General features: G+C 40.2%; 28 protein-coding genes. 20 read left to right on the plus strand and 8 right to left on the minus strand.

Annotated elements, in window-relative coordinates; genetic code table 11:
• Positions 1-155: 155 nt before the first annotated feature.
• Entirely contained in the window at positions 156-746 is a 591-nt protein-coding gene (locus tag EGT34_RS12065; RefSeq protein ID WP_000573143.1) for a LysE family translocator, read from the plus strand.
• Positions 747-753: 7 nt separating this feature from the next.
• On the opposite strand, the gene EGT34_RS12070 is transcribed toward EGT34_RS12065, so the two are convergent.
• The gene (locus tag EGT34_RS12070) at positions 754-1,395 is read right to left on the minus strand and encodes a DedA family protein (RefSeq protein WP_000421343.1); all 642 of its coding nucleotides are present in this window, start codon (positions 1,393-1,395) and stop codon (positions 754-756) included.
• A gap of 193 nt (positions 1,396-1,588) precedes the next feature.
• Here EGT34_RS12070 and EGT34_RS12075 point away from each other — a divergent pair, with 193 nt between their 5' ends.
• Complete coding sequence (locus EGT34_RS12075) at positions 1,589-2,026, plus strand: DoxX family protein (RefSeq protein WP_000483007.1); 438 nt, start codon at positions 1,589-1,591, stop codon at positions 2,024-2,026.
• Positions 2,027-2,085: 59 nt separating this feature from the next.
• On the opposite strand, the gene EGT34_RS12080 is transcribed toward EGT34_RS12075, so the two are convergent.
• Positions 2,086-3,303 carry a DUF445 domain-containing protein gene (locus tag EGT34_RS12080; RefSeq protein ID WP_169518027.1) on the minus strand — a complete coding sequence of 406 codons (1,218 nt, stop codon included), beginning with the start codon at positions 3,301-3,303 and terminating at the stop codon, positions 2,086-2,088.
• Between the two features lie 387 nt (positions 3,304-3,690).
• On the opposite strand from EGT34_RS12080, the gene guaA reads away from it, so the two are divergent.
• The 7 genes from guaA (at position 3,691) to EGT34_RS12115 (ending at position 9,516) form a co-directional block, all read left to right on the plus strand.
• Entirely contained in the window at positions 3,691-5,259 is a 1,569-nt protein-coding gene (gene guaA / locus EGT34_RS12085; protein ID WP_000210750.1) for a glutamine-hydrolyzing GMP synthase, read from the plus strand.
• 65 nt (positions 5,260-5,324) lie between these two features.
• Positions 5,325-6,113 (plus strand): ANT(3'')-II family aminoglycoside nucleotidyltransferase, encoded by a 789-nt coding sequence (locus EGT34_RS12090; RefSeq protein WP_001279064.1) that lies wholly within the window; start codon positions 5,325-5,327, stop codon positions 6,111-6,113.
• A 220-nt stretch (positions 6,114-6,333) separates the two neighbouring features.
• A complete protein-coding gene (locus tag EGT34_RS12095) occupies positions 6,334-6,861 on the plus strand; it encodes a PadR family transcriptional regulator (protein WP_001249781.1) in 528 nt (175 codons plus the stop codon).
• Between the two features lie 60 nt (positions 6,862-6,921).
• On the plus strand, positions 6,922-7,227 hold the full coding sequence (locus EGT34_RS12100) for a DUF3861 domain-containing protein (protein ID WP_000809284.1): 306 nt from the start codon (positions 6,922-6,924) through the stop codon (positions 7,225-7,227).
• A 156-nt stretch (positions 7,228-7,383) separates the two neighbouring features.
• Positions 7,384-8,331 (plus strand): pirin family protein, encoded by a 948-nt coding sequence (locus EGT34_RS12105; RefSeq protein WP_000069627.1) that lies wholly within the window; start codon positions 7,384-7,386, stop codon positions 8,329-8,331.
• On the plus strand, positions 8,328-8,735 hold the full coding sequence (locus tag EGT34_RS12110) for an OsmC family protein (protein ID WP_000127662.1): 408 nt from the start codon (positions 8,328-8,330) through the stop codon (positions 8,733-8,735). Before EGT34_RS12105 ends, EGT34_RS12110 begins: the two co-directional genes overlap by 4 nt.
• A gap of 112 nt (positions 8,736-8,847) precedes the next feature.
• Positions 8,848-9,516, plus strand: a complete 669-nt coding sequence (locus EGT34_RS12115; protein ID WP_000626443.1) for a glutathione S-transferase — start codon at positions 8,848-8,850, stop codon at positions 9,514-9,516.
• A gap of 43 nt (positions 9,517-9,559) precedes the next feature.
• On the opposite strand, the gene EGT34_RS12120 is transcribed toward EGT34_RS12115, so the two are convergent.
• The gene (locus EGT34_RS12120) at positions 9,560-10,186 is read right to left on the minus strand and encodes an SPOR domain-containing protein (protein ID WP_000467262.1); all 627 of its coding nucleotides are present in this window, start codon (positions 10,184-10,186) and stop codon (positions 9,560-9,562) included.
• A gap of 153 nt (positions 10,187-10,339) precedes the next feature.
• Positions 10,340-12,130, minus strand: a complete 1,791-nt coding sequence (gene argS, locus EGT34_RS12125; protein ID WP_001090281.1) for an arginine--tRNA ligase — start codon at positions 12,128-12,130, stop codon at positions 10,340-10,342.
• Positions 12,131-12,616: 486 nt separating this feature from the next.
• Here argS and EGT34_RS12130 point away from each other — a divergent pair, with 486 nt between their 5' ends.
• Positions 12,617-14,314 carry an NAD-dependent malic enzyme gene (locus EGT34_RS12130; protein ID WP_000623101.1) on the plus strand — a complete coding sequence of 566 codons (1,698 nt, stop codon included), beginning with the start codon at positions 12,617-12,619 and terminating at the stop codon, positions 14,312-14,314.
• 45 nt (positions 14,315-14,359) lie between these two features.
• Here EGT34_RS12130 and EGT34_RS12135 read toward each other — a convergent pair whose 3' ends face one another.
• Positions 14,360-15,280: a Dyp-type peroxidase gene (locus EGT34_RS12135; protein ID WP_000126805.1), complete on the minus strand. Its 921-nt coding sequence runs from the start codon at positions 15,278-15,280 to the stop codon at positions 14,360-14,362.
• Between the two features lie 157 nt (positions 15,281-15,437).
• Here EGT34_RS12135 and EGT34_RS12140 point away from each other — a divergent pair, with 157 nt between their 5' ends.
• Positions 15,438-16,064 (plus strand): LysE family transporter, encoded by a 627-nt coding sequence (locus EGT34_RS12140; protein ID WP_000058354.1) that lies wholly within the window; start codon positions 15,438-15,440, stop codon positions 16,062-16,064.
• Between the two features lies 1 nt (position 16,065).
• Here EGT34_RS12140 and znuB read toward each other — a convergent pair whose 3' ends face one another.
• Genes znuB through EGT34_RS12155 form a run of 3 tightly spaced genes read right to left on the minus strand, consistent with a single transcriptional unit; the run spans position 16,066 to position 18,137 of the window.
• A complete protein-coding gene (gene znuB / locus EGT34_RS12145) occupies positions 16,066-16,875 on the minus strand; it encodes a zinc ABC transporter permease subunit ZnuB (RefSeq protein ID WP_000970835.1) in 810 nt (269 codons plus the stop codon).
• A gap of 3 nt (positions 16,876-16,878) precedes the next feature.
• On the minus strand, positions 16,879-17,667 hold the full coding sequence (gene znuC / locus EGT34_RS12150) for a zinc ABC transporter ATP-binding protein ZnuC (protein ID WP_001112013.1): 789 nt from the start codon (positions 17,665-17,667) through the stop codon (positions 16,879-16,881).
• The gene (locus EGT34_RS12155) at positions 17,640-18,137 is read right to left on the minus strand and encodes a transcriptional repressor (RefSeq protein ID WP_000093118.1); all 498 of its coding nucleotides are present in this window, start codon (positions 18,135-18,137) and stop codon (positions 17,640-17,642) included. Before EGT34_RS12155 ends, znuC begins: the two co-directional genes overlap by 28 nt.
• A 127-nt stretch (positions 18,138-18,264) precedes the next feature.
• Between EGT34_RS12155 and EGT34_RS12160 the strand changes: the two genes are divergently transcribed.
• From EGT34_RS12160 to atpD, 9 genes are all read left to right on the plus strand, one after another.
• On the plus strand, positions 18,265-19,104 hold the full coding sequence (locus EGT34_RS12160) for a metal ABC transporter solute-binding protein, Zn/Mn family (protein ID WP_000490209.1): 840 nt from the start codon (positions 18,265-18,267) through the stop codon (positions 19,102-19,104).
• A 169-nt stretch (positions 19,105-19,273) separates the two neighbouring features.
• Entirely contained in the window at positions 19,274-19,672 is a 399-nt protein-coding gene (locus EGT34_RS12165; RefSeq protein ID WP_000084237.1) for an ATP synthase subunit I, read from the plus strand.
• Positions 19,673-19,776: 104 nt separating this feature from the next.
• Entirely contained in the window at positions 19,777-20,652 is an 876-nt protein-coding gene (gene atpB / locus EGT34_RS12170; RefSeq protein ID WP_000718586.1) for a F0F1 ATP synthase subunit A, read from the plus strand.
• An 84-nt stretch (positions 20,653-20,736) separates the two neighbouring features.
• Positions 20,737-20,982: a F0F1 ATP synthase subunit C gene (gene atpE / locus EGT34_RS12175; protein ID WP_000424060.1), complete on the plus strand. Its 246-nt coding sequence runs from the start codon at positions 20,737-20,739 to the stop codon at positions 20,980-20,982.
• 38 nt (positions 20,983-21,020) lie between these two features.
• The gene (locus EGT34_RS12180) at positions 21,021-21,491 is read left to right on the plus strand and encodes a F0F1 ATP synthase subunit B (RefSeq protein ID WP_001024691.1); all 471 of its coding nucleotides are present in this window, start codon (positions 21,021-21,023) and stop codon (positions 21,489-21,491) included.
• A gap of 12 nt (positions 21,492-21,503) precedes the next feature.
• Positions 21,504-22,040, plus strand: a complete 537-nt coding sequence (locus tag EGT34_RS12185) for a F0F1 ATP synthase subunit delta (RefSeq protein ID WP_000818995.1) — start codon at positions 21,504-21,506, stop codon at positions 22,038-22,040.
• Between the two features lie 46 nt (positions 22,041-22,086).
• Positions 22,087-23,631: a F0F1 ATP synthase subunit alpha gene (atpA, locus tag EGT34_RS12190; protein ID WP_001186635.1), complete on the plus strand. Its 1,545-nt coding sequence runs from the start codon at positions 22,087-22,089 to the stop codon at positions 23,629-23,631.
• Between the two features lie 77 nt (positions 23,632-23,708).
• Positions 23,709-24,578 (plus strand): F0F1 ATP synthase subunit gamma, encoded by an 870-nt coding sequence (gene atpG, locus EGT34_RS12195; RefSeq protein ID WP_001284971.1) that lies wholly within the window; start codon positions 23,709-23,711, stop codon positions 24,576-24,578.
• 30 nt (positions 24,579-24,608) lie between these two features.
• The gene (atpD, locus tag EGT34_RS12200) at positions 24,609-26,003 is read left to right on the plus strand and encodes a F0F1 ATP synthase subunit beta (protein ID WP_000094481.1); all 1,395 of its coding nucleotides are present in this window, start codon (positions 24,609-24,611) and stop codon (positions 26,001-26,003) included.
• Positions 26,004-26,017: the final 14 nt, after the last annotated feature.

The following is a 26,017-nucleotide window of genomic DNA, read 5'->3' on the forward strand; positions in this document are numbered from 1 at the left end:
AAAATGTTTCATAGTAAAATTATTATAAATCAATAATTTTTTAAAGATAAGCCTTAGAATAACTTGTATTCTTTCTAATCAGAATACGCTCTAAACTTGCTATATTTTGCCCATTTCGTTTAATGTTGCCGCATCTTTACTAATGTGGAAATTATATGATTGAGAGCTGGTTTTTTGTATTAGCTATGTTGGCTGTTTTACTTATTCCGGGCCCGACAAACGCATTACTTGCAACCGCCGCTCACTCACAAGGTTTATCTAAAACATTCTGGCTTATCCCAATGGAATGGTTGGGCTACGCTTATGGCATTAGTTTTTGGGCAGTGTTCATTCATTTGGCAGATCCGGTTTGGCCTGCACTACTGCTTATTTTGCACATCACTAGCGTATTATATGTATTCTGGATGGCATTCCGCTTATGGAAAACCACGCATTTACAACAATTTAGCCAAAATCATCGTAATATTCGCCCACGTCAATTATTCTTCTCAACTTTAAAAAATCCTAAGTCTTTACTTTTTGCCGCAGGTATTTTCCCCGCTGAAACATGGAATTCGCCTGAGAATTTTCTCATGGTTCTGGCTGCTTTTACTTTGATTCTTATTCCAGCAGCAAGTTTCTGGATGTTTTTCGGACGTGCTTTATTGACGGGATCAATGAAAAAAATAAAGGCCGATCATCTATATAAAGGATCGGCCATGTTACTTATTTTATGTATGCTTCCGGTGGTATTCCGTTTTTTCTAATTGCTCTTTAAATGTTAGCTTTTCGGTTTTTTAGCTTTTGACGTATGAAGCCGATCACACCCGGTAAAATACTAATAATAATGATGCCAAAAATAAGGTGGGTAAAGTTATCTTTTACAAGTGGATGTCCACCGAAGAGATAGCCTAAAGTGACAAAAGAAGCTACCCAACAGAATGCGCCAATTACGTTATAAGTTAAGAAAAACTTATAATTCATGCTGCCAGCGCCAGCAACGAAAGGTGCAAAGGTACGAGCAAATGGAATGAAACGTGCAAAAATAATAGTCTTGCCACCATGACGGGCGAAGAATTCTTGAGTCTTAATTAAATGTTGCTTATTAATAAAGCGTGAATTCATTTCAAATACACGTGGACCGATAAAACGTCCAATATGATAGTTCACTGTATCGCCTAAAACCGCGGCAATGAAGAGTAGAATGCCCAGTAACCAAGGGTCCATTGTGCCTGTAGAAGCCGCTAAAGCACCTGCTGCGAACAGTAAGCTGTCACCCGGTAAGAACGGCATAACCACTAAACCAGTTTCGACAAAAATAATTAAAAATAAAATGCCATAAATCCACGTCCCGTAATTTGTGATAAATTCGGCGAGATGCTGATCAACGTGTAGAATAAAATCAAGAAGTTCCATGAGATGATTAAGTGGTAAACCGTGCTCAAATCCTAGCAGCGAGCCTATAGAAAGTCAGTATAAAACATCAAAAATATACAAATTGATCATCCTATTTGTGCAACGATATATATGGATTTTGAGTATTTAATTATCAATGTCCCAAACCTAGAATGAGTTCATCAACAAATAAGCATTAAATAAAGGTGGCAATATGTTTAATCCAAATGTGGTGGTCAAAAATATCGTGACGCAACCAGGCGCAGACAGTTTTATTAGCCTTGTTGCTCGTCTTCTTATCGCTTATATCTTTCTTGCTGCTGGTTGGGGGAAAATTACCGGTTATGCAGCAACTGCAGGATATATGGAAGCAATGGGTGTTCCAGGTGGACTTCTACCATTAGTTATTCTGGTTGAGTTCGGTGGTGGTTTAGCGTTGTTATTTGGTTTCCAAGCACGTTTCGCAGCTTTTGGTCTTGGGATCTTTAGCATCTTAACTGCGTTCTTATTTCACCAAGGTGGGGCTGATGCAGCAGCACAATATAACAATGGCATCCACTTTATGAAAAATCTTGCAATGGCAGGTGGTTTATTTTTCTTGATGCTTCACGGTGCTGGACGTATTAGCCTCGACCATGCAATTGAAAAATAATATCTAAAGCAAAATAAAAACCGGATGATTCATTCATCCGGTTTTTTTATATTTAAAAATTAAAGCATAAACTGGATTTGTAGCTCACCAACAACAAAACCAAGTACTGCGCCTACTGCAATGAGTGCCCACTCATCTTCTTTAAAGGCTGGACGTAGCATACCTTCAAATTCCGAAGGCGTTAATTTCTGCATACGCTCAATCAGGGTATTGCGAATATTCATGGCGTCTTCTGCATAAGACTCAACATATTTCATGGTCTCTGGAAGTTGCTGCATGATACGTTCCGCAACCTGAGTTTTCATATTCTGGTATTTTTCTCCACCAATTGCATAAACAACGAGTGGGCGGATTACACCTGCTTGCATGTCAATTTCCTGTTTGACATGACGGTTAACCAGCTCAATAACACGTGCAGAGTGTGTACCTGAAAACAACTCTTCCATCATATGACGTGAAGTCAAAAGTTGTTTGGAAATTAAAGCTGCATAGTCAGCTGCCACTTCATTTTGACGTTTAATAAATAGACCTTGCCATGTATAGCCCAATATTTTTTTCGGATAGAGGGGTCTAAACATCATTTGTAGGGCAATCCAGTCACTAAAAAAACCTACAAATCCGCCAAACAGAGGTAGCATCCAAGGATATTTTCCTTGTGTGACAATCCAGCAGAGCATCTGGATTACACCAATACCAAAACCAAATACAAAACCAACGTTACTGAAAAACTTAAACTCTTGTTTGCCTACACGTTTAAAAATATTGTTCAGTAGGCGTTTGTCTTTAAGTAAATTACTAATGACCAAATGTTTAATATCAAAATATCGATTTACGTCACGTTGCACTTCACTCATGATGTGCTCGACAATTTCCGGGGCTTTTGATTGCACTCTGCGGATCAGTCTTTGGCGGGCAAACTCAGGCATGCCTTCCCATAAGCCTGGTTGATATTCTTGAGCAACCTCACGGGTAATATCTTCTGCTGCTGCCATTAATGGTTTTTCAATTTCTTTAGCAATACGCTTGGGGTCAAGGCGAGCAAAAATTTCTTCGGGCTTAATGAGCTTAGCCGTCATAAGCTCTACAGCAGTCGTTGCCATTTTTTCGGCTTTACGAGGCACAATACCTTGCCAGCCAAAAAACGGTTTAATACCTTTAAATTCAAGTGGTGAAAACATCATTTGAATGGCAATCACTTTAGTGACATAGCCAATTAAACCACTCATGAAAGGAATAGAGACATACAACCAAAAATGTTGCTGGAAATCTGCAATCATAGTTTGAAGCATTGTTGTTCCTTAGATTTCTATTGATTTTGATATGGGGCAACAAGCCATAAAAAACGGATAACTGTTTAAGGTCAGACAAATATCGCTTAATGGTATTTACCTTTCCATGGTAATGCCTGTTTTATCGGGTCATCTTAACATCAAATTCATTATGATGTTGCATAGAATGTGATGAATTTATCAATGTGCATGAAGTTCTAAAGTAACTTTTAGGGTATTGATAAATATAAATAAATAATATTTTATATCGATTATTCTAACTATTAAAATGATTCTAATATGAAAAAAATAAGATATATGATGATTTGCGGTGCGTCGAAGCGTGAAAAATGTTAAAATGGCGCGCTTAATTCTTTTGCCATTTAGTGGTTTGTCATGACTACCAATACTCAAATTACTGAAGATCGTATCCTGATCCTGGATTTCGGCTCTCAATATAGTCAGCTCATTGCACGTCGTGTACGTGAAGCTGGTGTTTACTCTGAAATGTATGCCTTTGATATGTCTGAAGAAGACATTCGTGCTTTTAAGCCAAACGGTATCATTTTATCAGGTGGACCTGAGAGTGTGCATGAAGAGGGCAGCCCTCGCGCACCGCAAGTGGTGTTTGAATTAGGCGTTCCAGTATTGGGTATTTGCTATGGTTTACAAACCATGTCTGAACAGTTAGGCGGTAAAGTTGAGCCGGGTACTGTACATGAGTTTGGTTATGCCGAAGTTGATATCGTTAAACGTGACCAACTTATTGGCAACTTACAAGACCGCGAAAACCAACTACACGTTTGGATGAGCCACGGCGACAAAGTGAGCCAGATTCCAGAAGGTTTTACGATTACTGCAAGTACACCAAGCTGTCCAGTAGCTGCTGTAAGTGATGAAACACGCCGTTTTTACGGTGTTCAGTTCCACCCAGAAGTAACACACACGGCAAAAGGTGAAGAGCTACTTTCTAATTTCGTTCACAAAATTTGTGGATGCGGTGGCCTTTGGACACCTGAACACATCATCGATTTGCGTGTAGAGCAGTTACGTGAGCAAATTGGTAACGAGAAAGTACTTTTAGGCCTGTCTGGTGGTGTTGACTCATCTGTTGTTGCTGCGCTTTTACACAAAGCGATTGGTGACCAATTAACATGTGTATTTGTTGATAATGGCTTGCTTCGTTTAAACGAAGGTGACCAAGTGATGCAAATGTTTGCTGAAAACATGGGTATTCGTGTTATTCGTGCGGATGCAGAAGCGCGCTTCTTAAATGCTCTAGCTGGCGTTACCGATCCTGAAGCGAAGCGTAAAATTATTGGTCGTGAGTTCATTGAAGTATTTGCTGAAGAAGCACGTAAACTTGATGGCGTGAAATTCTTGGCGCAAGGTACAATTTACCCAGACGTAATTGAATCTGCTGCAAGCAAACAAGGTAAAGCACACGTTATTAAATCTCACCACAATGTGGGTGGTTTACCAGACGATTTAGCATTTGAATTGGTTGAGCCTTTACGTGACTTGTTTAAAGATGAAGTACGTAAATTAGGTACTACACTTGGCTTGCCACATAGCATGATCTACCGTCATCCATTCCCGGGCCCAGGTTTAGGCGTTCGTATTTTGGGTGAAGTGAAAAAAGAATATGCAGATATTCTTCGTCTTGCTGATGATATCTTTATGCAAGAGCTTCGTGACAGCGGCTGGTATGACAAAACAGCTCAAGCATTTGCTGTATTCCAACCTGTTAAGTCAGTTGGTGTAGTGGGTGATGGCCGTCGTTATGCATGGGTGATTGCGCTTCGTGCAGTTGAAACAGTTGACTTTATGACAGCTCGTTTTGCACATTTACCATACGAATTGGTTGATAAAATCTCAACACGTATTATGAACGAAATTAAAGATGTATCACGTGTGGTATACGATGTGTCATCTAAACCACCAGCAACGATTGAGTGGGAATAATCAAATGAAAAGGCAGGATTAAATCCTGCCTTTTTTATATCTGTTTCTTCCGAAGGAGGTGAGAGATGTCTGATTTCATTCAGTTAGAATATCTACAAGAAAAATTACAGCAACTTTTAGCGGAATCATTATTTGCAATCTATCTTTATGGTTCAGCTGTTGATGGTGGCTTAGGGCCAGAAAGTGACCTTGATGTTCTGGTCGTGGTTACTCAACCATTAACATCTGCTTTACGCGAGCAGCTTGCACAAGAATTACTAAAAATTTCACAGCCTGTTGGGGAATTACAAAGACCATTAGAAGTTACTATTTTATTAAAAGATGAGATTCAGTCTGGAAATTATCCTTTAAGTTATGAAATGCAGTTTGGTGAATGGCTACGTGAAGAACTTAAAGAAGGTGGAACATTAAGTTCGCAGAAAGACCCAGATATTAGTATATTGCTTAGAAAAGCGAGATTTCATCATACAGTTTTATTTGGTCCAGCTTTGGACCAATGGGCACCTGAAATTTCTGATCAAGAACTATGGCAAGCAATGTCTGATACTTATCCCGAAATTGTAGCTCATTGGGATGAGGATGCAGATGAAAGAAACCAGATTTTAGCTTTATGCCGGATCTATTTTAGTTTAGTCATGAAGGATATTGCTTCAAAAGACAATGCAGCTCGATGGGTTATGCCTCAGCTTCCTCCTGAGCAGAAATTCGTATTGCAGCGGCTTATACAGGAATATAGAGGGGAAATCGGCAAGCAAAATTGGCAAGAGGAACATTATGCTTTGCAGCCTATTGTTAATTTTCTGAGTTCAAAAATTGAAGAGCAGTTTGAGCAGAAAAGAAATTTGATCACATAATAATTTTTTAGATTCTGGCTTTTTTACCGTCTTTACTAAACATACGGCTATATAAGAGTGCTTAAGCACTCTTTTTTATTACTTAGTGTTTAAAGAAAATAATATTAATTTTAATAATTATCAAAACAATAGGTTAGATTTTATTACTTTTTCTTGATAAAAGATATATTAAGATATATCTTAATAGTTATAAATTGTGCGTATTAGAGAACCTCCAAAGATGAGACAACAATCAGAACATCATCATGCTGAACATAATGACTATCATCACGGCCATCACCGTTCGGGGCGTCGTGGGAGACTTTTTGAAGCTGGACGTATGAAACTTTTAGTCCTTCATCTTATTCAGCAAAATCCTAAGCATGGTTATGAAATTATTAAAGAAATAAGTGATCTGGTAGGCGATGGCTATACACCAAGTGCAGGAACAATCTATCCGACTTTAACCAGCCTGGAAGAAATGAACCTCATTAACTTGCTAGATGTAGAGCGTAAACAATATCAAATTACGGAATTTGGGGAAGCTTATTTAAATGAACACCAAGACAAGCTAAGTGGGTTGTTAGAGAAATTGCGTTTGAGACGTGAAATTCACAGTAATGATCAATTAATCGAAATTCACCGTGCCATGGAAAACTTAAAGACGGCTTTACGTTTGAAATTGAATACCACTGACTTGAAGCAAGAGCAGATCTATCAAATTGCTGAAAAAATTGATCAGGCTGCTGTTGCGATTGGGCGCCTATAAGTGGGCCTTAAACAGGTTGAAATTATCCAAAAACTATCAACTTTAATAGAGAGTTTATGTATGAAACAGCATCAATATCACGTTACGGTACAACATTTAAAAGATGCCAAAGGGGAAGTTTCTACCTATACGGAAAGGCTCGAGTTCTATACTGGTAATCATGACGATATTTTTGAGATTGTTGAAAAGTTAAAGAACGCAGAATTTTTTGATGATCAAACCACAAAGTCTTTTGCGGTCGGTCTAAAGTTATTTAGTGAAGTCATGTTAGAAAATCGAGACCATCCATTGTTTCAAGAATTCTTGCCACAGTTTGGGCAATTTATGAAGAATTTAAAACAACAAGTTAAGACTCAATCACCTTAAGTTGGCCATATACCTTTAAATTTTCGATTGTTAAAAATTGATTGTCTCATTCATGGCACCCTGTGTATTACTAAAAGACTATATTGAATAATGAGTGTATTGTTAAGATCAGTATAACGACTCATTGCACAAGCATAGGTAAAAGAGAGTAATATCATGAGCAATAATAACGATTACGATATTTCGGATTCAAAGGATTGCGAAAAATTTGCCAATCAATTTATTCAGGAATTTCCAATTCGCTCTGCCGAAATTGGACAGGGGACGGTGATTAAGCGGGCTTTACCTAGTCGACAAAAAAGAATGATTGGGGCATGGTGCTTTTTAGATCATGCAGGACCAGTAACATTTCCTGCCGGCAATGGTTTAGATGTAGGACCTCATCCACATATTGGTTTGCAAACCTTCACTTGGATGATTGAAGGGACCATGATGCATACCGATAGTTTAGGGTCAAAGCAATTAATTCGCCCTAAACAGGTAAACTTGATGACAGCAGGACATGGTATTTCTCATACCGAGGTTGCACCTGATACTGAAACTCAAATGCATGCGGCACAGCTCTGGATTGCATTGCCGGACCATAAGCGCAACATGGATCCGAAATTTGAACATTATCCCGATCTTCCTGTTGTTGAAAAAGACGGCCTGGAATTTACTGTACTGGTGGGTGAATATTTAGAGACAACTTCTCCAGTTGTGGTTCATACACCGTTAGTAGGGGTTGATCTCATTGCTACCCAAGATACTAAGACACGTATTCCACTAAATCCTAAATTTGAATATGGTTTTATGGCATTAGATGGCGTAGCTCATGTGAATGGCCATGAACTTACTGCTGACAATATGGTTGTATTAGATACAGGTTTGAACGAAATTGAGATTGAAGTAAAGAACGGGAACCGTGTGCTATTAATCGGTGGTGAACCTTTTGAAACTCCGATCTTATTATGGTGGAATTTCGTTGCACGTACGATGGACGATTTAAAAGAAGCACGTGAGCAATGGGTTAATCATGACGTGCGTTTTGGTGAAATTCCAGATTATGTGGGTGCCCGCTTAGAAGCACCAGTTCTTCCAGATCAAATGAGAGCATCAAAATGACAGCAGTAATTGCGAGCAGTAAAGCAAAGCCTCTTGCAGAACAATGGAAAGGGGAAATTACCAGCGGCCGTCATCAATACTTTTGTGATGAGCCTGAAAAGCTAGAAGGGCATGACCAAGGGCCTGCACCTTATGATTTGCTTACCGGAAGTCTGGCAGCATGTACACTTATTACTTTAAGAATGTATGCAAAACATAAGGGTTATGATTTTGGTGAGTACTCGGTTGAAATTGATTTTCATACCAATCGAGAGCATGAAGAACATATCGAGCGTCGTATTGTTTTTAAAGAACTTCCAAACGAAGAACTTCAGCAAAAAATCTTAACCATATGCAGTAAAACCCCAGTCACTAAAACTTTGTTACGTAGTTTAGACATTCATACTGTGCTTGTTACAGCATAAAAATGCTATTTTGTTGAGGTGGATGATTTTATATCCATCCCACAAATGGAATAAAACAGCATGATCACATGCTGTTTTTTATGTAAAAAGAAAAATAAAAGTAGGCAATACCATGATTAGTGTACACCACCTGGAATGTTCGCGATCGTTTCGGATTTTATGGGCTTTAGAAGAGTTAGGCTTGGATTATGATATTCATTTTTATCAACGTCTTCCGAACTATTCAGCACCAGAAACATTGAAATGTATTCATCCGCTTGGCAAGGCACCTATTTTGACAGATGATGAGCAAGTTATCGCGGAATCGGCTGTTATTTTAGAGTATTTGCAGCAGCGGTATGATCAAAAAAAGCAGTTTAAACCTAAGCAAGCTCAGGATTTACAGCAGTATATTTACTGGATGCACTATGCCGAAGGCTCACTTATGCCGTTATTAGTGATGACTTTGGTCATGAATAACGTCAATAAACATGTACCGTGGCTAATTCAGCCTGTAGCAAAGAAAATTACAGAAGGTGTTAAAGCAAATTTTGTTCGTCCACGTATGAAAGACCATATTAGTTTTTTAGAAAATTATTTGGCTGAGCATGAATATTTTGCAGGGGATTTTTCATTTGCAGATATTCAAATGAGTTTTCCACTAGAGGCTCTACAGTCACGTCTTCAAGGTAAATATCCGCATATTCAAGCGTTCTTACATCGGATTCAGCAAAGACCAGCTTTTCAAAAAGCGAGACAGAAAGGTTTAGGGTCAAACGAAAGAAATTGTGCTGATATATAAAAGAAAAGGAACAAATATTTGTTCCTTTTTTATTGCTTAATCTTTATCTGCGTTTAATCACGATAGAGTCAATACCGCTATGCTGCAATGTTTGTTGAGCAGCGAGAGCAGCTTCTTGAGTGTCATATGGACCAGAAATAACACGATACCAAGTTTTTCCATTCTCAGAGCTTTTAATTACATCAGCCGATAAGCCATTTAAAATGATTTCTGCACGTCGAGCATCTGCTTGATCGGGGTCAGTATAGCTTCGAACTTGTAAAATATAATTTGGTTGTTGAGGTATAGCAGCTGTTGAGTCAGTAGTGTCGTCAGTGCTTACACTTGCAGGTTCAGAAGCGGCAGGTTGAGCTGTACTAGGAGCTTCTACAATCATGGCAGTACCCTGATTTTTACTTTCTGGAATTGCCTGTTCCGGAATAGGAGTGACCTGCTGTTGAGGCAATAGATCATAAAAGCGGTAATCTTTATTGGTTTCTTCTTCTTTATAGTGCTCAGAAGTAATCTGGTTTTTTGAAGAAACAGGTTGCCACGGTTTCCAAAGCATGAGCATTACTGCGATACATAAGACCGCTAAAATAGCGACAAGTGTCCCTAACCATTTAGGAATTAAAGGCTTTTTAGGCTTGTTAGGTCTTTCAGATACACCGCGTTGCGTTTTGCCAAACACGTGGATTATTCCTCTGTATTTTGATTGTTTTATTTCGAGTTTAGTTCTCGTTTACTTTAAAACATCGCTTCGCATAGATAGATTTCCTTGCAAAGCGTTATTTCTTACAACATGAAGGGGTATATGGCTTTGACCAAACACCCCAACACTAACTTACATGGCTTCAGGTGCAGAAACACCGAGTAATTCTAAGCCATTGCGCAATACTTGCTGTACATTGATTGAAAGTAATAAGCGTGCTTGTGTAAGTTTAGCATCATCACTTAAAACTTTGTGTTCATTGTACCAACCGTGGAATAGCGCAGCTAATTCTTTTAAGTAGTTACCTACTTGGTGTGGTTCATATGCATTAGCAGCACGTAACACAACGTCTGGATATGCAGCCAGTTTAGCAAGAATTTCAGTTTCTGCATCAAGTGATAAACGTGCAGCATGTGAACGAGCAGCACTTACTTCAAATTGTAAGCCAGTGCTTGCTGCTTTTTCTAGCATACGGCAAATACGTGCATGAGCGTATTGAATATAATACACCGCATTGTCTTTACTTTGTGAAACAGCAAGGTCAAGGTCAAAGTCAATGTGTTGTTCACTTTTACGCATCACGTAGTAGAAACGAGCTGCATCATTGCCGACTTCTTTACGCAAGTCACGTAAAGTCACGAACTGACCTGAACGAGATGACATTTGAACCATCTCACCACCGCGCCATAAGCTTACGAACTGAACTAAAAGAACAGTTAATTTTTTCGAGTCATAACCCATTGCATCAATCGCAGCTTTTACGCGAGAGATATAACCGTGGTGGTCAGAACCCCAAATATCAACAAGGTCAGTATAACCACGTTGTAGTTTATTTAAGTGATATGCAATGTCAGATGCAAAGTAAGTTGTTTGACCATTACGGCGCTTCACAACACGGTCTTTTTCATCACCAAATTCAGTCGATTTAAACCAGATGTTGCCATCTTTTTCATATAAGAAGCCGCGTTGATCAAGTGTTTCTAACGCTTCGTCAATTTTTGCGCTAAGAGATGCTTCACTAAACCATTGGTTAAAGGTTACGCCGAAGTCAGCAAGGTCATCTTTAATATCATCTAAAATGGCATGAAGTGCTGCCTGATGGAATACGCGGTAGCCTTCACCTAATAATTGTTGTGAGTTGGCAATAAGACCGTCAATGTGTTTTTCTTTGTCGCCAGATAATACGACTTTGTTGCCTTCGCTATCTAGCTCTTCAGCATATTGTACGTCTTCTGGTACATCTTTATAAACATTCGCAACTTCATGAACGTAAGCATCGCCATCTTTATCAATGATGCCTTGTGCGATTTCTTTAACGTAATCGCCTTGATATGCATTTTTAGGGAATACAAGGTTTTGTCCAAGTAATTCCAAATAACGTAAATAAGTAGAAGTCGCCAAAATATCCATTTGACGGCCAGCATCATTTACATAATATTCGCGATCAACTTTAGCACCTGTTGCTTCAAGCAAGTTTGCAACAGTCATACCATAAGCAGCCCCGCGGCCATGACCTACGTGTAGGCTAGACGTCGGGTTTGCAGAAACGAATTCAACTTGAATCTTTTTAGCTGCATTTGATTGGCTACGACCAAAGCTTTCTTTTTGAGCTTGAATCTGGTCAAGAATTGCAAAACGTTGATCTGCATTTAAAAAGAAATTGATAAAACCAGGGCCTGCAATTTCAGCTTTGCTGATGTCTGCAACTTCTGGTAGCGCTGCTAGAATTTTCTCAGCTAAATCGCGTGGTTTCATACCAGCAGCTTTAGAGCCGATCATGGCAATATTAGAAGCAAAGTCGCCATGGCTTCGGTCTTTGGTGCGCGTTAAATTGCTTGAATTATTCCAATCCGAAGGAAGCACACCTTCTTGCTGAAGGGTTTGCACTGCATGGTCGAGAGCTGCTTGTATTGCCGTATTCATATCAATCGAAAATAGATGTCGCAGAAAAACGTCAAATATAGCAAATTTCCTATGAGTTAGGGGAGTGCATTTAACGCTTTCATCTAATTTCTTTCATGAAGTTTCCGAGAACTATTTTTTTCATAAATATTAAAAAATAAAATTCTAAAAATACGTAAATACAGGCTTTTTAGGTAATAATTTTGAAATTATAAGATAGTAAAACACTTGGTATTTTTTATGGAAATGTAGTATAGGGCAAAAATATAAGATTTTAAGTCATATATGGAGTTAAGAAAGAATAGTTTTAAAAAGATGAAAAATGTAAATAATTAATTTTTAATATTAATTTTGTTATATGTTTTTTCTAAATAGTATTCAATTTCAATATCACAGTTTAAAATACCTATTTTGTATTAAATAGTCTTAAGCTTACGCATACAACGAGCTTTAGAGAGTGCTGAAACTGTACTTTTCTGAGTTCTAAGCTGGAAAATGAGATAGGCAATGATATCAGGTCACCCAAGTAAACATCCCCTTTATATCCCTTATGCAGGCTATACACTTTTAGAGTTACCCCTTTTGAATAAAGGGTCCGCTTTCACTCAAGAGGAAAGAAGTAACTTTAACTTACACGGGTTACTTCCACATATTATTGAAACTATCGAAGAGCAAAGCCAACGCTCTTATCAGCAATATTGTGCTTTCAATGATGATATTAATAAGCACATCTATTTACGTAATATCCAAGATACCAACGAAACTCTGTTCTACCACTTAATTGAAAATCATCTTGAAGAGATGATGCCAATTATTTACACGCCAACTGTGGGTGAGGCATGTCAACGTTTCTCTGATATCTATCGCCGTCATCGTGGTGTTTTCATTTCATATCCAGATCGTGATGTGATTGATGATATTTTGCAAAACGTTAATAAAAATAATGTCAAAGTCATCGTGATTACAGATGGTGAACGTATTTTAGGTCTTGGTGACCAAGGTATTGGTGGCATGGGTATTCCAATTGGGAAACTTTCGCTGTATACCGCATGTGGTGGTATTAGCCCTGCTTACACATTGCCAATCACAATCGATGTAGGGACGAATAACCCTCAATTATTAAATGACCCGATCTACATGGGATGGCGTCAACCACGTATTAGTGGTGATGAGTATTATGACTTTGTAGATATGGTGATTGAAGCTGTAAAGCGTCGTTGGCCAAAAGCGCTCATCCAGTTTGAAGATTTCGCACAAAAAAATGCGATGCCACTTTTAGAAAAATATCGCGATAAAATTTGTTGTTTCAATGATGATATTCAAGGAACAGCAGCGGTTTCTGTTGGTAGTTTAATTGCTGCAAGCCGTGCAGCAGGTAAACAATTAAAAGACCAAACAATTGCTTTCTTAGGTGCAGGTTCGGCTGGTTGTGGTATTGCAGAGCAAATCGTTGCACAAATGGTTTCAGAAGGTCTAACCGATGCTGAAGCACGTGCTCGTGTTTACATGGTAGATCGTTTTGGTTTGATCACTGAAAATCAGCCAAACCTATTAGACTTCCAACGTAAGTTAGCTCAAAAAGCTGAAGTAGTAGACCAATGGGGCAATATTGAAGAAGTGATTTCACTGCTTGATGTTGTTAAAAATGCCAAGCCTACAGTATTAATCGGTGTTTCTGGTCAGCCGGGCCTATTCACCGAAGAAATTATTAAAACAATGGCTGCCAATTGTGAACGACCAATTGTGATGCCGTTATCTAACCCGACTTCGCGTGTAGAAGCAGTACCGGCGGATATTGTGGAATGGACTGAAGGTAAAGCATTAATTGCAACGGGTAGCCCATTTGCACCTGTAAATCATCACGGCAAGCTTTATAATATTTCGCAGTGCAACAACTCATATATCTTCCCTGGTATTGGTTTAGGTGTAGTAGCATCAGGCGCTAAACGCGTTACAGAAAACATGCTTATGGCATCAAGTAGTGCTTTAGCAGACTGTTCACCGTTGCTGAAAGATCCACAAGCGGATTTATTGCCACCTTTAGGTGAAATTCAACAAGTGTCTAAAGTGATTGCATTTGAAGTGGCAAAAGCTGCAATGGCAGATGGTGTGGCTGTAACCATTAGTGATGATTTGCTTAAGCAGAAGATTGATCAATCGTTCTGGAAACCAGAATACCGTAAATATAAACGTATTCCTTTCTAAGAATGAGAATGTGAAAAGAGGAGCTTAAGCTCCTCTTTTTTTCTTTTAAGCCTCTAAAATTTCTTCTAATAGTTCTTCACTTGGTGCAAAGTAATATGCCCCGTCAAGTGGTGTCACGAAGTGCAATAAGCGGTCATGGATGCCATCCCCACTTGTACCAAACATGCGCTTTAACATTGCATCAATAATGCTCAGGTCTTTAGTATAGGCAATGAAGAATAAACCTTGATCACCTCGACCGTCACCATAAGGTAAGCTGTGACGTAAAATTTCCATTTCTTCGCCATCCTCATCTTCAACGACAGTACGAGCGACATGGGCATTTTCCGGTTTAACGTCATCATCTAATTCAATAGATTCAAGCTTGGTACGGCCCATGACATTTTCTTGTGCATCGACTTTAAGTTTTTTCCATTTTTCCAAGTCATGTGCATAGCGCTGCGCAAATATGAAACTACCATCTGCAAATACTCCAGCATTTTCTGGGAGGAGAGCGGTTTCTGCGCGGTCGTCTGGAAATTGAGGGTTTTCAGTACCATCTATAAAGCCAGTAATATCGCGACCATCGAAGTAACGGAAGCATACACGCTCATCCAGAACTTCAACTTTATCTTTAATCCCTTCAAAAAATGCTTGGCTTAAAGCAAAACAGATATCAGAACGCATACTGGCAATGTGAATAAGCACATCAGCTGGTACGACTGGCATATTGAATGCGCCATTTTCTGGTTCAAGTTGTTTAAAACCAGCAGGAGATTGACTGTAAAGTTGCTTCCAAAGTTCTGGACCAAAAGCGACTGCTGTCTTAATTTGTGCGTCTGAATGTTGAGTAATGAGACGGTCACGTGTTTCGAATAAAGCTTCGAGTTGTTCTTTTAATTCAGCAATTGTTAAATCTTTTAAACGAAGAACAATAAAACGGGCATGATCAGATGGTAATGGCAAAATGACAGATTGAGCAGTCATTAGAAGATCTCTCCTCAATTATAATTTAGTATGAGCTTCAATTATTGTGCCTGATGCGAAGAGCCGTTAGTAGTCTATTTATTGATTTTATTGTTTGAATTATCGCCACGATAGTTTTATAAAACGGTATAATTCCACTTTTATTATCTATTTCACTATGTCTTTGCAAGTTTGGTTTGCTTATATGTTGGCCTGTTGGGTCATTAGTATTTCTCCGGGAGCAGGGGCTATTGCTTCTATGTCGAGCGGCTTAAATTATGGCTTTAGACATGGCTACTGGAATGCGATCGGTTTGCAAATCGCCTTGTTAATTCAAATCATGATTGTAGCTGCGGGTGTAGGTGTTCTATTCGCAACGACCCCGTTGGCTTTTCAAGCCGTTAAGTGGTTTGGGGTAGCCTATTTATTGTATTTAGCTTATTTGCAGTGGACAGCACCTGTAAAAGACATAGAAATTCAACACGAAAAAAAGGATAAATCTGTTTCTGCTCTGCTGTTAAATGGATTTGTGGTCAATATCAGTAACCCTAAAGCGATTGTATTTCTATTGGCAGTTTTGCCTCAGTTCTTAGATTTAAGCAAACCTCAATGGATACAATATCTGATTATGGCAGCCACTATGGTTACGATTGATTTGATTGTAATGGCTGGATATACAGGGCTAGCTTCAAAAGTTTTAAGATTGCTACGTTCTCCTAAGCAACAAAAATATTTGAACCGTGGTTTTGCTGTCATGTTTAGTTGTGCAGCGTTATTGCTAAGTACGGTCCATCAAGCAGCCTGATTTAGGCCGCTTGAGTTTGATTTTTCATTTTTTGAACCATAAAGATAAGTGCAAAACTTAAAGCCATACATAAAACAATACTGAGGCCAGTCGAGATATTAAGTGCTGCGCTTGACCATAGGCCAACACTGACACCGAGTTGAGCTAAAACAAAGGCCCAAATAACCATCTGCTTTGGTGAGTGAGCGAGTAATCGAGCGCTCAATGCTGGAATAACCAGTAGTGCCCCCATTAAAAGTGAACCTACTGCACGTAAAGCTAATACGGTAAATAAGGCTAGCAGTAACATAAAAATGAGACGCTGCCATTTCGCATTTACCCCTTCACTAATTGCAATATCCGGATCAATGGCAATTTGAATTTGTGGTTGCCAAAAGCGATAAAGAATTGCCAGTGATACTGCAATAATTAATGTGAAAACAGGTAGGTCTGGCCAATCAATACTTAGTAAGTCACCAAACAAATAACTTAAAAGCTCCGGTCTTAAACTTGGAACATGTTGAATAAACAGGAGGCCACTACATAGTAATGTTGCTGAGCATAGGGCAAGCAAAGCATCGTTTGGTAAACGATTGTCATGTAAGGCCCACAAAATAGCGACTAATAAAATTGCAGTACCTGCTACGCCAAGCCAGAGAGGAAGGCTTAAAGCACCAGCAATTGCTACCCCAAGTAAGGTTCCATGTGCCATGGTGTCTGCAAAAAAAGACATACGTCTCCATAGCATGAGACAACCAAGTGGTGCAGTCAAAAAGACTAATAAGGTTCCCATAATCCATGCGGGTAACAATAATTGTAACCATTCCATCATGGCTTAAGCTTCCGGTTCCGGGTGAATGTGAGGTCTGCTATTGTGAGGGCAGGGGTGTGCAGCGTCACCATGCGCACAGTGATCATGATGATGTTGATAGAAAACTCGCTGAGTACCGAATATTGCTTGGTATTCAGGATGCTGCTGAATACTTTCTGGTAAGCCACTACAGCATATATGCTTGTTTAAACAGACAACGCGTTGAGTTCCCTGCATGACCCACTGTAAATCATGGGAAACAATTAAAATAGCACAACCATAACGCTCCGGCAGACTACGTACATATTCATAAAGCTCAGCTTCTGATTGAATATCTAAGCCTTGCATGGGCTCATCAAGAACGAGGATATCTGGCTTTCTAAGTAAAGCACGTGCGAGCAGTACACGTTGGCGCTCTCCACCAGAAAGTTGCTGAACTTTTGATTGTTGTAGTTTGGCAATACCAGTGTCTTGAATAATTTCCTGACGAAGGGCAGGGCTACACTTTTCAAGATCTAATAAATCTTGTACCCGTAAAGGAAGACTATGAGATGGATTAAATTTCTGAGGCACATAAGCCATTTTTAGTTTTTTATTGCTTATGACACGTCCACTACTTGGCTTTAAAATACCAAGTAGAACTTTAATTAAAGTTGATTTACCTGCGCCATTGGGACCAATTAAGGTCACAATTTCATTTTCATGCAGAGCAAAATCAACTTTTTTTAATATATCCCGCTGATCACGATGAACAGAGACCTGTTCAAGTTGAATCAATACAGGATTTAGCGAGCTGTGCGGCACTGCTGGCATTTCCCCGAAATTTCTATAATGCTGTGTTGTGCTGCGAAATCATCTAAAGCTGCAAGTTGGTCAAGTTGTTGGGTTAGACCTTGTGAAGATGCTTCTTTAACCGTGTGACATTCGGTACAAATCAGGAATGCAGCCTGATGACCTTCACGTGGGTGACAGCATGGTATGTAAGCATTAATAGATGTTAAGCGATGAATAAGACCCTTTTCTAATAAAAAGTCTAAAGTTCTATAAACAGTAGGAGGGGCGGCAGGGCGATCTGTTTGACTTTTAATACGTGCTAATAAGTCATAGGCACCCATAGGACCTGAAGCATTTAAAATGAGTTCAAGAACTTCTTTACGCAAAGGCGTAAGGCGTGCACCGACCGCAGTACATAAAGTTTCTGCTTCAGCTAAACGACTTGCGACATTATGGTGATCATGTACACCATGCAAAGAATCATGATGTTCATGCATGCAAGAACTCATAGACATAACCTCAAATTTTTAATGGAATATTAGCATGAAGCGGTGCTTCATTCGATTAATCTTAGGTATTTTTGTAACTTTGTTATATTATAACATGCTTCGAGCTATTACTAATTGATGGTCTGTCATGTTCCGCGTTTTTGTTTTCAGTATGTTCTCTCTTATGAGTACGTTAGGTTGGAGTCAGGGTTTGGTTGTCTCTACGCACCCAATCTATTTGATTGCAAAAGAAATTACCAAAGGAGTTGAAGAACCCCAGTTATTGCTTCAAGGGCAAAGTGGGCATGATGTACAGCTAACACCGGCACACCGTAAAGCAATTAATGATGCCTCTTTAGTGATCTGGTTAGGAAAAGCTCATGAAGCTCCGCTCAACAAATTGCTAAGTAACAATAAGAAAGCAATTGCTTTGTTAGATAGCGGTATTCTTTCTATTTTGCCACAGCGCAATACACGTGGGGCTGCTTTACCAAATACTGTAGATACGCATGTCTGGCTAGAACCAAACAATGCAGTACGTATTGGCTTTTTTATTGCAGCTTTACGTTCACAACAGCATCCTGAAAACAAAGCGAAGTATTGGAATAATGCGAATACATTTGCACGAAATATGTTACAGGCGGCTCAAGCTTACGATAGCTCAAGCAACGGTAAACCGTATTGGTCTTATCATGATGCTTATCAATATTTGGAGCGTTCGCTAAACTTAAAGTTTGCTGGTGCCTTAACGGATGACCCGCATGTAGCTCCTACAGCGGCACAAATAAAGTACCTTAATGATAGTCGACCAAAAGCTCAGATGTGTTTACTTGCAGAAAGTTTTACAACAAAAGGGCAATATCAAAAACTGGGTAGTATTACCTTCCAACCCGTTGATGAAAGTATGAATAATGAAGATAATTTTGTAACAGCATGGAAGAAACTGGCGATAAAAACCGATAAATGTGTATTAAATACGCAAAAGTGAGATAAAAAGTAAACAAAGGCTGACTGTAGCGTCAGCACCACCTGTCACGAAAAACCCCGACTAAAGTCGGGAAAAGATTGCATGTTCAGGGGTGTAACTCTATAATGCCTGCGATTAAAAGCGATCATCAGCTAAACTTGTCAAGCATTTATGCTGTGAGTGGATAAAAATGAGCCAAACTAGTCGCTTGATTGACCGACGATTAGCAAAAGCTTTGGTCTTCTTACAAGCATGCATGATCCCTGTTTCCGCACTTGTGGCGTGGAGCATAAAAGACATGACAGCAGCATTAAGTGCGGCACTTGGTGCATTGGTCTGCTGGCTTGCTACGAGCTATTTTGCGTGGCAATCCTTCAGAACTGCAGGTGCGAGAGCATCTAAACAAGTGCTGTCTAACATGTATAGGGGCATGTTAGGCAAATTTGCAATCATGATCGTTGGATTTATTTTGATTTTGAGCAATGTTAAACCTTTATCACCGTTAGCATTGCTGTTTGGTTTTATTCTCGTTCAAGCGATGTCGTGGGTTGCTCCTTTTTGGGTGTCACGTCTACAAAAACGGGTATAGAAACAAGAAGAATTGAAGATTTTTTGGAGGGTGGCGAGATATCGACAGTACGCCGATGTTCGTTTCCCTTCTTTTTAGTAATTGACATTGACCAGGTGTGATTTATGGCTGCTGAAGAACATGCCCTCACTTCGACAGAGTATATCAAGCATCACTTGACCAATATGACCTATGGCAAAATGCCAGATGGTACATGGAAATTGGCTGAGACTGCTGAAGAAGCTCATTCGATGGGGTTCACTGCAATTCACTTGGATTCAATGGGTTGGTCAATTGGCCTTGGTGTGATTTTCTGTTTGTTATTTTGGATAGTTGCGAGAGCTGCAAATGCTGGCGTTCCAACAAAGTTCCAATCTGCAATTGAAATGATCATTGAGTTTGTTGACTCAAGTGTCCGTGATACTTTTCATGGCAAATCACGTTTAATCGCTCCACTTGCACTCACTATTTTCGTGTGGATTTTCCTCATGAACTTAATGGACTTGATCCCAGTTGACTGGATTCCTCAAGTTGCTGCATTTGTGGGTGCTAACGTATTTGGTATGGACCCTCACCACGTTTACTTCAAGATCGTTCCATCTACAGATCCAAACATTACCCTTGGTATGTCTTTATCTGTGTTTGTACTTATCTTGTTCTACAGCATCCGCGAAAAGGGTGTTGGCGGTTTCGTAGGCGAGTTGGCACTTAACCCATTTAACCCAAGTAATCCAGTTGCAAAAGCGTTGCTTATTCCAGTGAACTTGATTTTGGAATTGGTAACATTCCTTGCTCGTCCTATTTCATTGGCTCTCCGACTATTCGGTAACATGTATGCCGGTGAGTTGATCTTTATCCTGATTGCATTATTGCCGTTCTGGATTCAATGGGCGTTATCTGTGCCTTGGGCGATCTTCCACATTCTTGTAATCACGTTGCAGGCATTCATCTTTATGATGCTTACCATCGTTTACTTGAGCATGGCAAGCGAAAAACATTAATGGTATTGCCTAACTGTCAAACGATGGTTGGGCTGAATTTTTTTAATTTAATTTGGTAATAACCTAACCTCTGAGGAATTTTTCATGGAACTCACTTTAGGTCTAGTTGCAATTGCATCTGCTATCTTGATCGCTTTCGGTGCTTTGGGTACTGCGATTGGTTTTGGTCTTTTGGGTGGTCGCTTTTTAGAAGCTGTTGCTCGTCAACCAGAATTAGCTCCACAACTTCAAACTCGTATGTTCTTAATCGCGGGTCTTCTTGATGCTGTGCCTATGATCGGTGTTGGTATTGGCTTGTTCTTCATCTTCGCTAATCCATTTGTAGGTTAATCAGCTTAATTCCTAAATCCACTATTTGAGGAATTGCAATGAATATCAACCTCACATTGATTGGTCAAGCGATTGCGTTTGCGTTTTTTGTCGCATTCTGCATGAAGTTTGTTTGGCCACCACTAATCAATGCGATTAGTGAGCGTCAGCGCAAAATCGCTGATGGCTTAAATGCAGCAGAAAAAGCGAAAGCTGACCTTGCCGATGCACAAGCGCAAGTAAAGCAAGAGCTTGATGCGGCTAAAGCACAAGCGGCTCAATTGATCGAACAAGCGAACCGTCGTGCAGCGCAATTGATCGAAGAAGCTCGTACTCAAGCTGCGGCTGAAGGTGAGCGTATTCGTCAACAGGCTAAAGAAGCTGTTGATCAAGAAATCAATTCTGCTCGCGAAGAATTACGTCAACAAGTAGCTGCCTTGGCAGTAACTGGTGCAGAAAAGATCCTGAACCAACAAGTTGATGCAGAAGCTCATAACGCCATGCTGTCTCAGCTGGCTGCTAAACTTTAAGCGAGGCGAATTATGGCTGAACTCTTGACGTTGGCACGTCCGTATGCCAAAGCAGCATTTGCTTATGCTTCTGAGCAAGGTGCAACAGACAATTGGTCGAATGCGTTACAAGTGCTCAGTGCTGCGGTGCAAGACGAAGCATTTTCCGCTTATTTAAATCGCCCTGAACTTACTCCTGCGGAGCAAGTGAAGCTTTTTGCTAAAGTTTTAGGTGAAGATCAGTCTCAAGCAGTGTCTAACTTTTTGACACTTCTTGCAGATAATGATCGATTAGTGTTGTTACCTGAAATTGCAGCAGAATATGAACAGCTTAAATCACAGAATAACAACAATGTGGATGTCGTGATTGAATCGGCTTTCCCGTTAACTGCTGAACAAGAGCAACTGTTGAAATCTGCTTTAGAAAAGCGTTTTAACAGCACAGTAACTGTTTCAGTTGAAGTTAAACCTGAGCTTATTGCAGGTGTTGTAATTCGTGCAGGCGATCAAGTGATAGATGATTCTGCGCTTAACAAGCTTGAAAAAATGCGTACTCGTCTTCTTGCATAATGCAAATGATGAAGACTGAACTAATAAAAGATTGAGGAATAGCGCAATGCAACAACTGAATCCATCCGAGATCAGTGCGCTCATTAAACAGCGTATCGGAGATCTGGACACCAGCGCGACCGCTAAAAACGAAGGTACCATTGTTATGGTATCCGACGGTATCGTGCGTATTCACGGTCTTGCTGATGCAATGTACGGTGAAATGATCGAATTCGACGGCGGCTTATTTGGTATGGCACTGAACCTAGAACAGGATTCAGTGGGTGCCGTTGTTTTAGGTAACTACCTAAGCCTTCAAGAAGGTCAAAAAGCTCGTTGTACAGGTCGTGTTTTAGAAGTTCCAGTTGGTCCTGAACTTCTTGGCCGTGTCGTAGATGCTTTGGGTAACCCAATTGATGGTAAAGGCCCAATTGATGCAAAATTAACTGATGCTGTTGAAAAAGTAGCACCAGGTGTAATTTGGCGTCAATCTGTAGACCAACCTGTTCAAACTGGTTATAAATCAGTTGATACCATGATTCCTGTGGGTCGTGGTCAGCGTGAGTTGATTATTGGTGACCGTCAAACTGGTAAAACAGCAATGGCGATCGATGCGATTATCGCTCAGAAAAACTCTGGCATTAAATGTGTATACGTTGCGATTGGTCAAAAACAATCAACAATTGCAAACGTTGTACGTAAGCTAGAAGAAACTGGCGCTATGGCGTATACAACTGTTGTCGCTGCTGCGGCTGCTGATCCTGCTGCAATGCAGTATTTAGCTCCGTACTCTGGCTGTACAATGGGTGAATACTTCCGTGACCGCGGTGAAGACGCTCTTATCATTTATGATGATTTGTCTAAGCAAGCTGTTGCTTACCGTCAAATTTCATTGCTTTTACGTCGTCCACCAGGTCGTGAAGCGTATCCAGGTGACGTATTCTATCTTCACTCACGTCTTCTTGAACGTGCTTCACGTGTATCTGCTGAATACGTTGAGAAATTCACTAATGGCGCAGTAACTGGTAAAACTGGTTCTTTAACTGCATTGCCAATTATTGAAACTCAAGCAGGTGACGTATCTGCATTCGTACCAACAAACGTAATTTCGATTACTGACGGTCAGATCTTCTTAGAAACATCATTATTCAACGCAGGTATCCGTCCTGCTGTGAACGCGGGTATCTCTGTATCTCGTGTTGGTGGTTCTGCTCAAACTAAGATCATCAAAAAATTGTCTGGTGGTATCCGTACCGCTTTAGCGCAATACCGTGAATTGGCTGCGTTTGCTCAGTTTGCTTCTGACCTTGATGAAGCAACTCGTAAACAACTTGAACATGGTCAACGTGTAACTGAGTTAATGAAGCAAAAACAATATGCTCCTTACTCAATTGCTGACCAAGCTGTTTCTGTTTATGCATCTAACGAAGGCTATATGGCTGACGTAGAAGTTAAGAAAATCGTAGACTTTGATGCTGCGTTAATTGCTTACTTCCGTTCAGAATATGCTCCGTTGATGAAACAAATCGATGAAACTGGTGACTACAACAAAGACATCGAAGCAGCAATCAAAGCTGGTATTGAAAGCTTTAAAGCGACTCAAACTTACTAAGTTCAGTTTTAGTTAAGTTTGGTTCACGGATCAACCTTCGGAAGCTCGAAAGGGCTTTCGAATACTAGGTTAAGCGTATGGCAAATTTAAAAGAAATTCGCGCCAAAGTAGCTAGTATCAAGAGCACGCAAAAGATTACTCGCGCGATGCAAATGGTAGCTGCTTCAAAAATGCGTCGTGCGCAAGAGCGCATGGCTCAGGGCCGTCCGTATGCCGATAATATGCGCCGTGTAATTGCTCACTTGGTACAAGCAAACCCTGAATACAAACACCGTTATATGGTGGACCGCCCAGTTAAGCGTGTTGGTTACATCATTGTATCTTCAGATCGCGGTTTGGCAGGTGGTTTGAACATTAACTTGTTCAAGAAAGTTGTGCAGCATGTCAAAGCACAACAAGAGCAGTCAATTGAAGTTCAATTTGCTTTGATTGGTCAAAAAGCGGTTTCGTTTTTTAAGAATTACGGCGGTAAAGTGCTGGGTGCAACCACTCAAATTGGTGATGCCCCTAGTTTGGAACAGTTAACTGGCTCAGTGCAAGTTATGCTTGATGCATTTGATAAAGGCGAATTAGATCGTATCTATCTCGTATCAAATGGTTTCGTCAATGCAATGACACAAAAGCCTAAAGTTGAGCAACTTGTTCCTTTAGCACCAGCAGAAGAAGGCGATGACCTCAACCGTACTTATGGTTGGGATTACATCTATGAACCAGAAGCAGAAGAATTGCTAAATGGTTTATTAGTTCGCTATATCGAGTCTATGGTTTATCAAGGTGTGATTGAAAACGTCGCATGTGAGCAATCTGCACGTATGGTCGCAATGAAAGCAGCGACAGATAACGCAGGTCAGCTTATCAAAGACTTACAACTCATCTATAACAAGCTGCGTCAAGCCGCGATTACTCAGGAAATCTCTGAGATCGTTGGTGGTGCCGCTGCCGTTTAACATTATTAAGTTTGAATTGAGGAGACAGCAATGAGTAGCGGTCGTATCATTCAGATCATCGGCGCGGTTATCGACGTCGAGTTTGAGCGCACAAGCGTTCCAAAGATCTATGACGCTCTCCAAGTTGACGGTACTGAAACTACTTTAGAAGTTCAGCAACAACTTGGTGATGGTGTTGTTCGTACCATCGCAATGGGTTCTACAGAAGGTCTTAAACGTGGTCTTACTGTAACTAGCACAAACGCACCGATCTCTGTTCCAGTTGGTACAGCCACTCTTGGCCGTATCATGGACGTTTTAGGTCGTCCTATCGATGAAGCAGGTCCTGTTGCGACTGAAGAACGTTTGCCGATTCACCGTCAAGCGCCTTCTTATGCTGAACAAGCAGCTTCTACTGACCTTTTAGAAACTGGTATTAAAGTAATTGACTTACTTTGCCCGTTTGCGAAAGGTGGTAAAGTTGGTTTATTCGGTGGTGCTGGTGTTGGTAAAACCGTTAACATGATGGAATTGATCAACAACATCGCGAAAGCACACTCAGGTTTATCTGTGTTTGCTGGTGTTGGTGAGCGTACTCGTGAAGGTAACGACTTCTATCACGAAATGAAAGATTCTAACGTTCTTGACAAAGTAGCAATGGTCTACGGTCAGATGAACGAGCCACCAGGTAACCGTTTACGCGTAGCGTTAACTGGTTTGACTATGGCTGAATACTTCCGTGATGAAAAAGACGAAAACGGTAAAGGTCGTGACGTATTATTATTCGTCGACAACATCTACCGTTATACACTTGCAGGTACTGAAGTATCAGCATTGTTAGGTCGTATGCCATCTGCGGTAGGTTACCAACCTACACTTGCAGAAGAAATGGGTGTTCTTCAAGAGCGTATTACATCTACTAAGTCTGGTTCGATCACTTCGATCCAAGCAGTATATGTACCTGCCGATGACTTAACAGACCCATCGCCTGCAACTACATTTGCTCACTTAGACGCAACAGTAGTATTGAGCCGTGACATCGCATCTTCTGGTATCTATCCAGCGATCGATCCACTTGACTCAACTTCACGTCAGTTAGACCCATTAGTTGTTGGTCAAGAGCACTATGAAATTGCGCGCGCAGTACAAAACGTATTGCAACGCTATAAAGAGCTTAAAGACATCATCGCAATCTTGGGTATGGATGAATTGGCAGAAGAAGATAAATTGGTTGTTTACCGTGCGCGTAAAATCCAACGTTTCTTCTCTCAACCATTCCACGTAGCTGAAGTATTTACTGGTGCTCCTGGTAAATTAGTACCACTTAAAGAAACGATTCGTGGCTTTAAAGGTCTATTAGCTGGTGAATACGATCACATCCCAGAACAAGCGTTCTATATGGTTGGTGGTATTGACGAAGTGATTGCTAAAGCTGAGAAACTCTAATTTAAGGAGATCAT

Source organism: Acinetobacter sp. FDAARGOS_558 (assembly GCF_003937785.1).
Taxonomy (GTDB): Bacteria; Pseudomonadota; Gammaproteobacteria; order Pseudomonadales; family Moraxellaceae; genus Acinetobacter; species Acinetobacter baumannii.

What these genes read in the sequence shown, in the direction of transcription:
- EGT34_RS12165 (WP_000084237.1), top strand. Translation starts at nt 19,274, where the DNA reads ATGAGCCAAACTAGTCGCTTGATTGACCGACGATTAGCAAAAGCTTTG.
- EGT34_RS12070 (WP_000421343.1), bottom strand. Translation starts at nt 1,395, where the DNA reads ATGGAACTTCTTGATTTTATTCTACACGTTGATCAGCATCTCGCCGAA.
- EGT34_RS12095 (WP_001249781.1), top strand. Translation starts at nt 6,334, where the DNA reads ATGAGACAACAATCAGAACATCATCATGCTGAACATAATGACTATCAT.
- EGT34_RS12100 (WP_000809284.1), top strand. Translation starts at nt 6,922, where the DNA reads ATGAAACAGCATCAATATCACGTTACGGTACAACATTTAAAAGATGCC.
- EGT34_RS12115 (WP_000626443.1), top strand. Translation starts at nt 8,848, where the DNA reads ATGATTAGTGTACACCACCTGGAATGTTCGCGATCGTTTCGGATTTTA.
- EGT34_RS12140 (WP_000058354.1), top strand. Translation starts at nt 15,438, where the DNA reads ATGTCTTTGCAAGTTTGGTTTGCTTATATGTTGGCCTGTTGGGTCATT.
- atpD (WP_000094481.1), top strand. Translation starts at nt 24,609, where the DNA reads ATGAGTAGCGGTCGTATCATTCAGATCATCGGCGCGGTTATCGACGTC.
- atpE (WP_000424060.1), top strand. Translation starts at nt 20,737, where the DNA reads ATGGAACTCACTTTAGGTCTAGTTGCAATTGCATCTGCTATCTTGATC.
- EGT34_RS12185 (WP_000818995.1), top strand. Translation starts at nt 21,504, where the DNA reads ATGGCTGAACTCTTGACGTTGGCACGTCCGTATGCCAAAGCAGCATTT.
- atpB (WP_000718586.1), top strand. Translation starts at nt 19,777, where the DNA reads ATGGCTGCTGAAGAACATGCCCTCACTTCGACAGAGTATATCAAGCAT.
- EGT34_RS12110 (WP_000127662.1), top strand. Translation starts at nt 8,328, where the DNA reads ATGACAGCAGTAATTGCGAGCAGTAAAGCAAAGCCTCTTGCAGAACAA.
- EGT34_RS12080 (WP_169518027.1), bottom strand. Translation starts at nt 3,303, where the DNA reads ATGATTGCAGATTTCCAGCAACATTTTTGGTTGTATGTCTCTATTCCT.
- atpG (WP_001284971.1), top strand. Translation starts at nt 23,709, where the DNA reads ATGGCAAATTTAAAAGAAATTCGCGCCAAAGTAGCTAGTATCAAGAGC.
- EGT34_RS12090 (WP_001279064.1), top strand. Translation starts at nt 5,325, where the DNA reads ATGTCTGATTTCATTCAGTTAGAATATCTACAAGAAAAATTACAGCAA.
- znuB (WP_000970835.1), bottom strand. Translation starts at nt 16,875, where the DNA reads ATGATGGAATGGTTACAATTATTGTTACCCGCATGGATTATGGGAACC.
- EGT34_RS12180 (WP_001024691.1), top strand. Translation starts at nt 21,021, where the DNA reads ATGAATATCAACCTCACATTGATTGGTCAAGCGATTGCGTTTGCGTTT.
- znuC (WP_001112013.1), bottom strand. Translation starts at nt 17,667, where the DNA reads ATGCCAGCAGTGCCGCACAGCTCGCTAAATCCTGTATTGATTCAACTT.
- EGT34_RS12135 (WP_000126805.1), bottom strand. Translation starts at nt 15,280, where the DNA reads ATGACTGCTCAATCTGTCATTTTGCCATTACCATCTGATCATGCCCGT.
- EGT34_RS12155 (WP_000093118.1), bottom strand. Translation starts at nt 18,137, where the DNA reads ATGAGTTCTTGCATGCATGAACATCATGATTCTTTGCATGGTGTACAT.
- argS (WP_001090281.1), bottom strand. Translation starts at nt 12,130, where the DNA reads ATGAATACGGCAATACAAGCAGCTCTCGACCATGCAGTGCAAACCCTT.
- atpA (WP_001186635.1), top strand. Translation starts at nt 22,087, where the DNA reads ATGCAACAACTGAATCCATCCGAGATCAGTGCGCTCATTAAACAGCGT.
- EGT34_RS12075 (WP_000483007.1), top strand. Translation starts at nt 1,589, where the DNA reads ATGTTTAATCCAAATGTGGTGGTCAAAAATATCGTGACGCAACCAGGC.
- EGT34_RS12065 (WP_000573143.1), top strand. Translation starts at nt 156, where the DNA reads ATGATTGAGAGCTGGTTTTTTGTATTAGCTATGTTGGCTGTTTTACTT.
- EGT34_RS12160 (WP_000490209.1), top strand. Translation starts at nt 18,265, where the DNA reads ATGTTCCGCGTTTTTGTTTTCAGTATGTTCTCTCTTATGAGTACGTTA.
- EGT34_RS12105 (WP_000069627.1), top strand. Translation starts at nt 7,384, where the DNA reads ATGAGCAATAATAACGATTACGATATTTCGGATTCAAAGGATTGCGAA.
- guaA (WP_000210750.1), top strand. Translation starts at nt 3,691, where the DNA reads ATGACTACCAATACTCAAATTACTGAAGATCGTATCCTGATCCTGGAT.
- EGT34_RS12130 (WP_000623101.1), top strand. Translation starts at nt 12,617, where the DNA reads ATGATATCAGGTCACCCAAGTAAACATCCCCTTTATATCCCTTATGCA.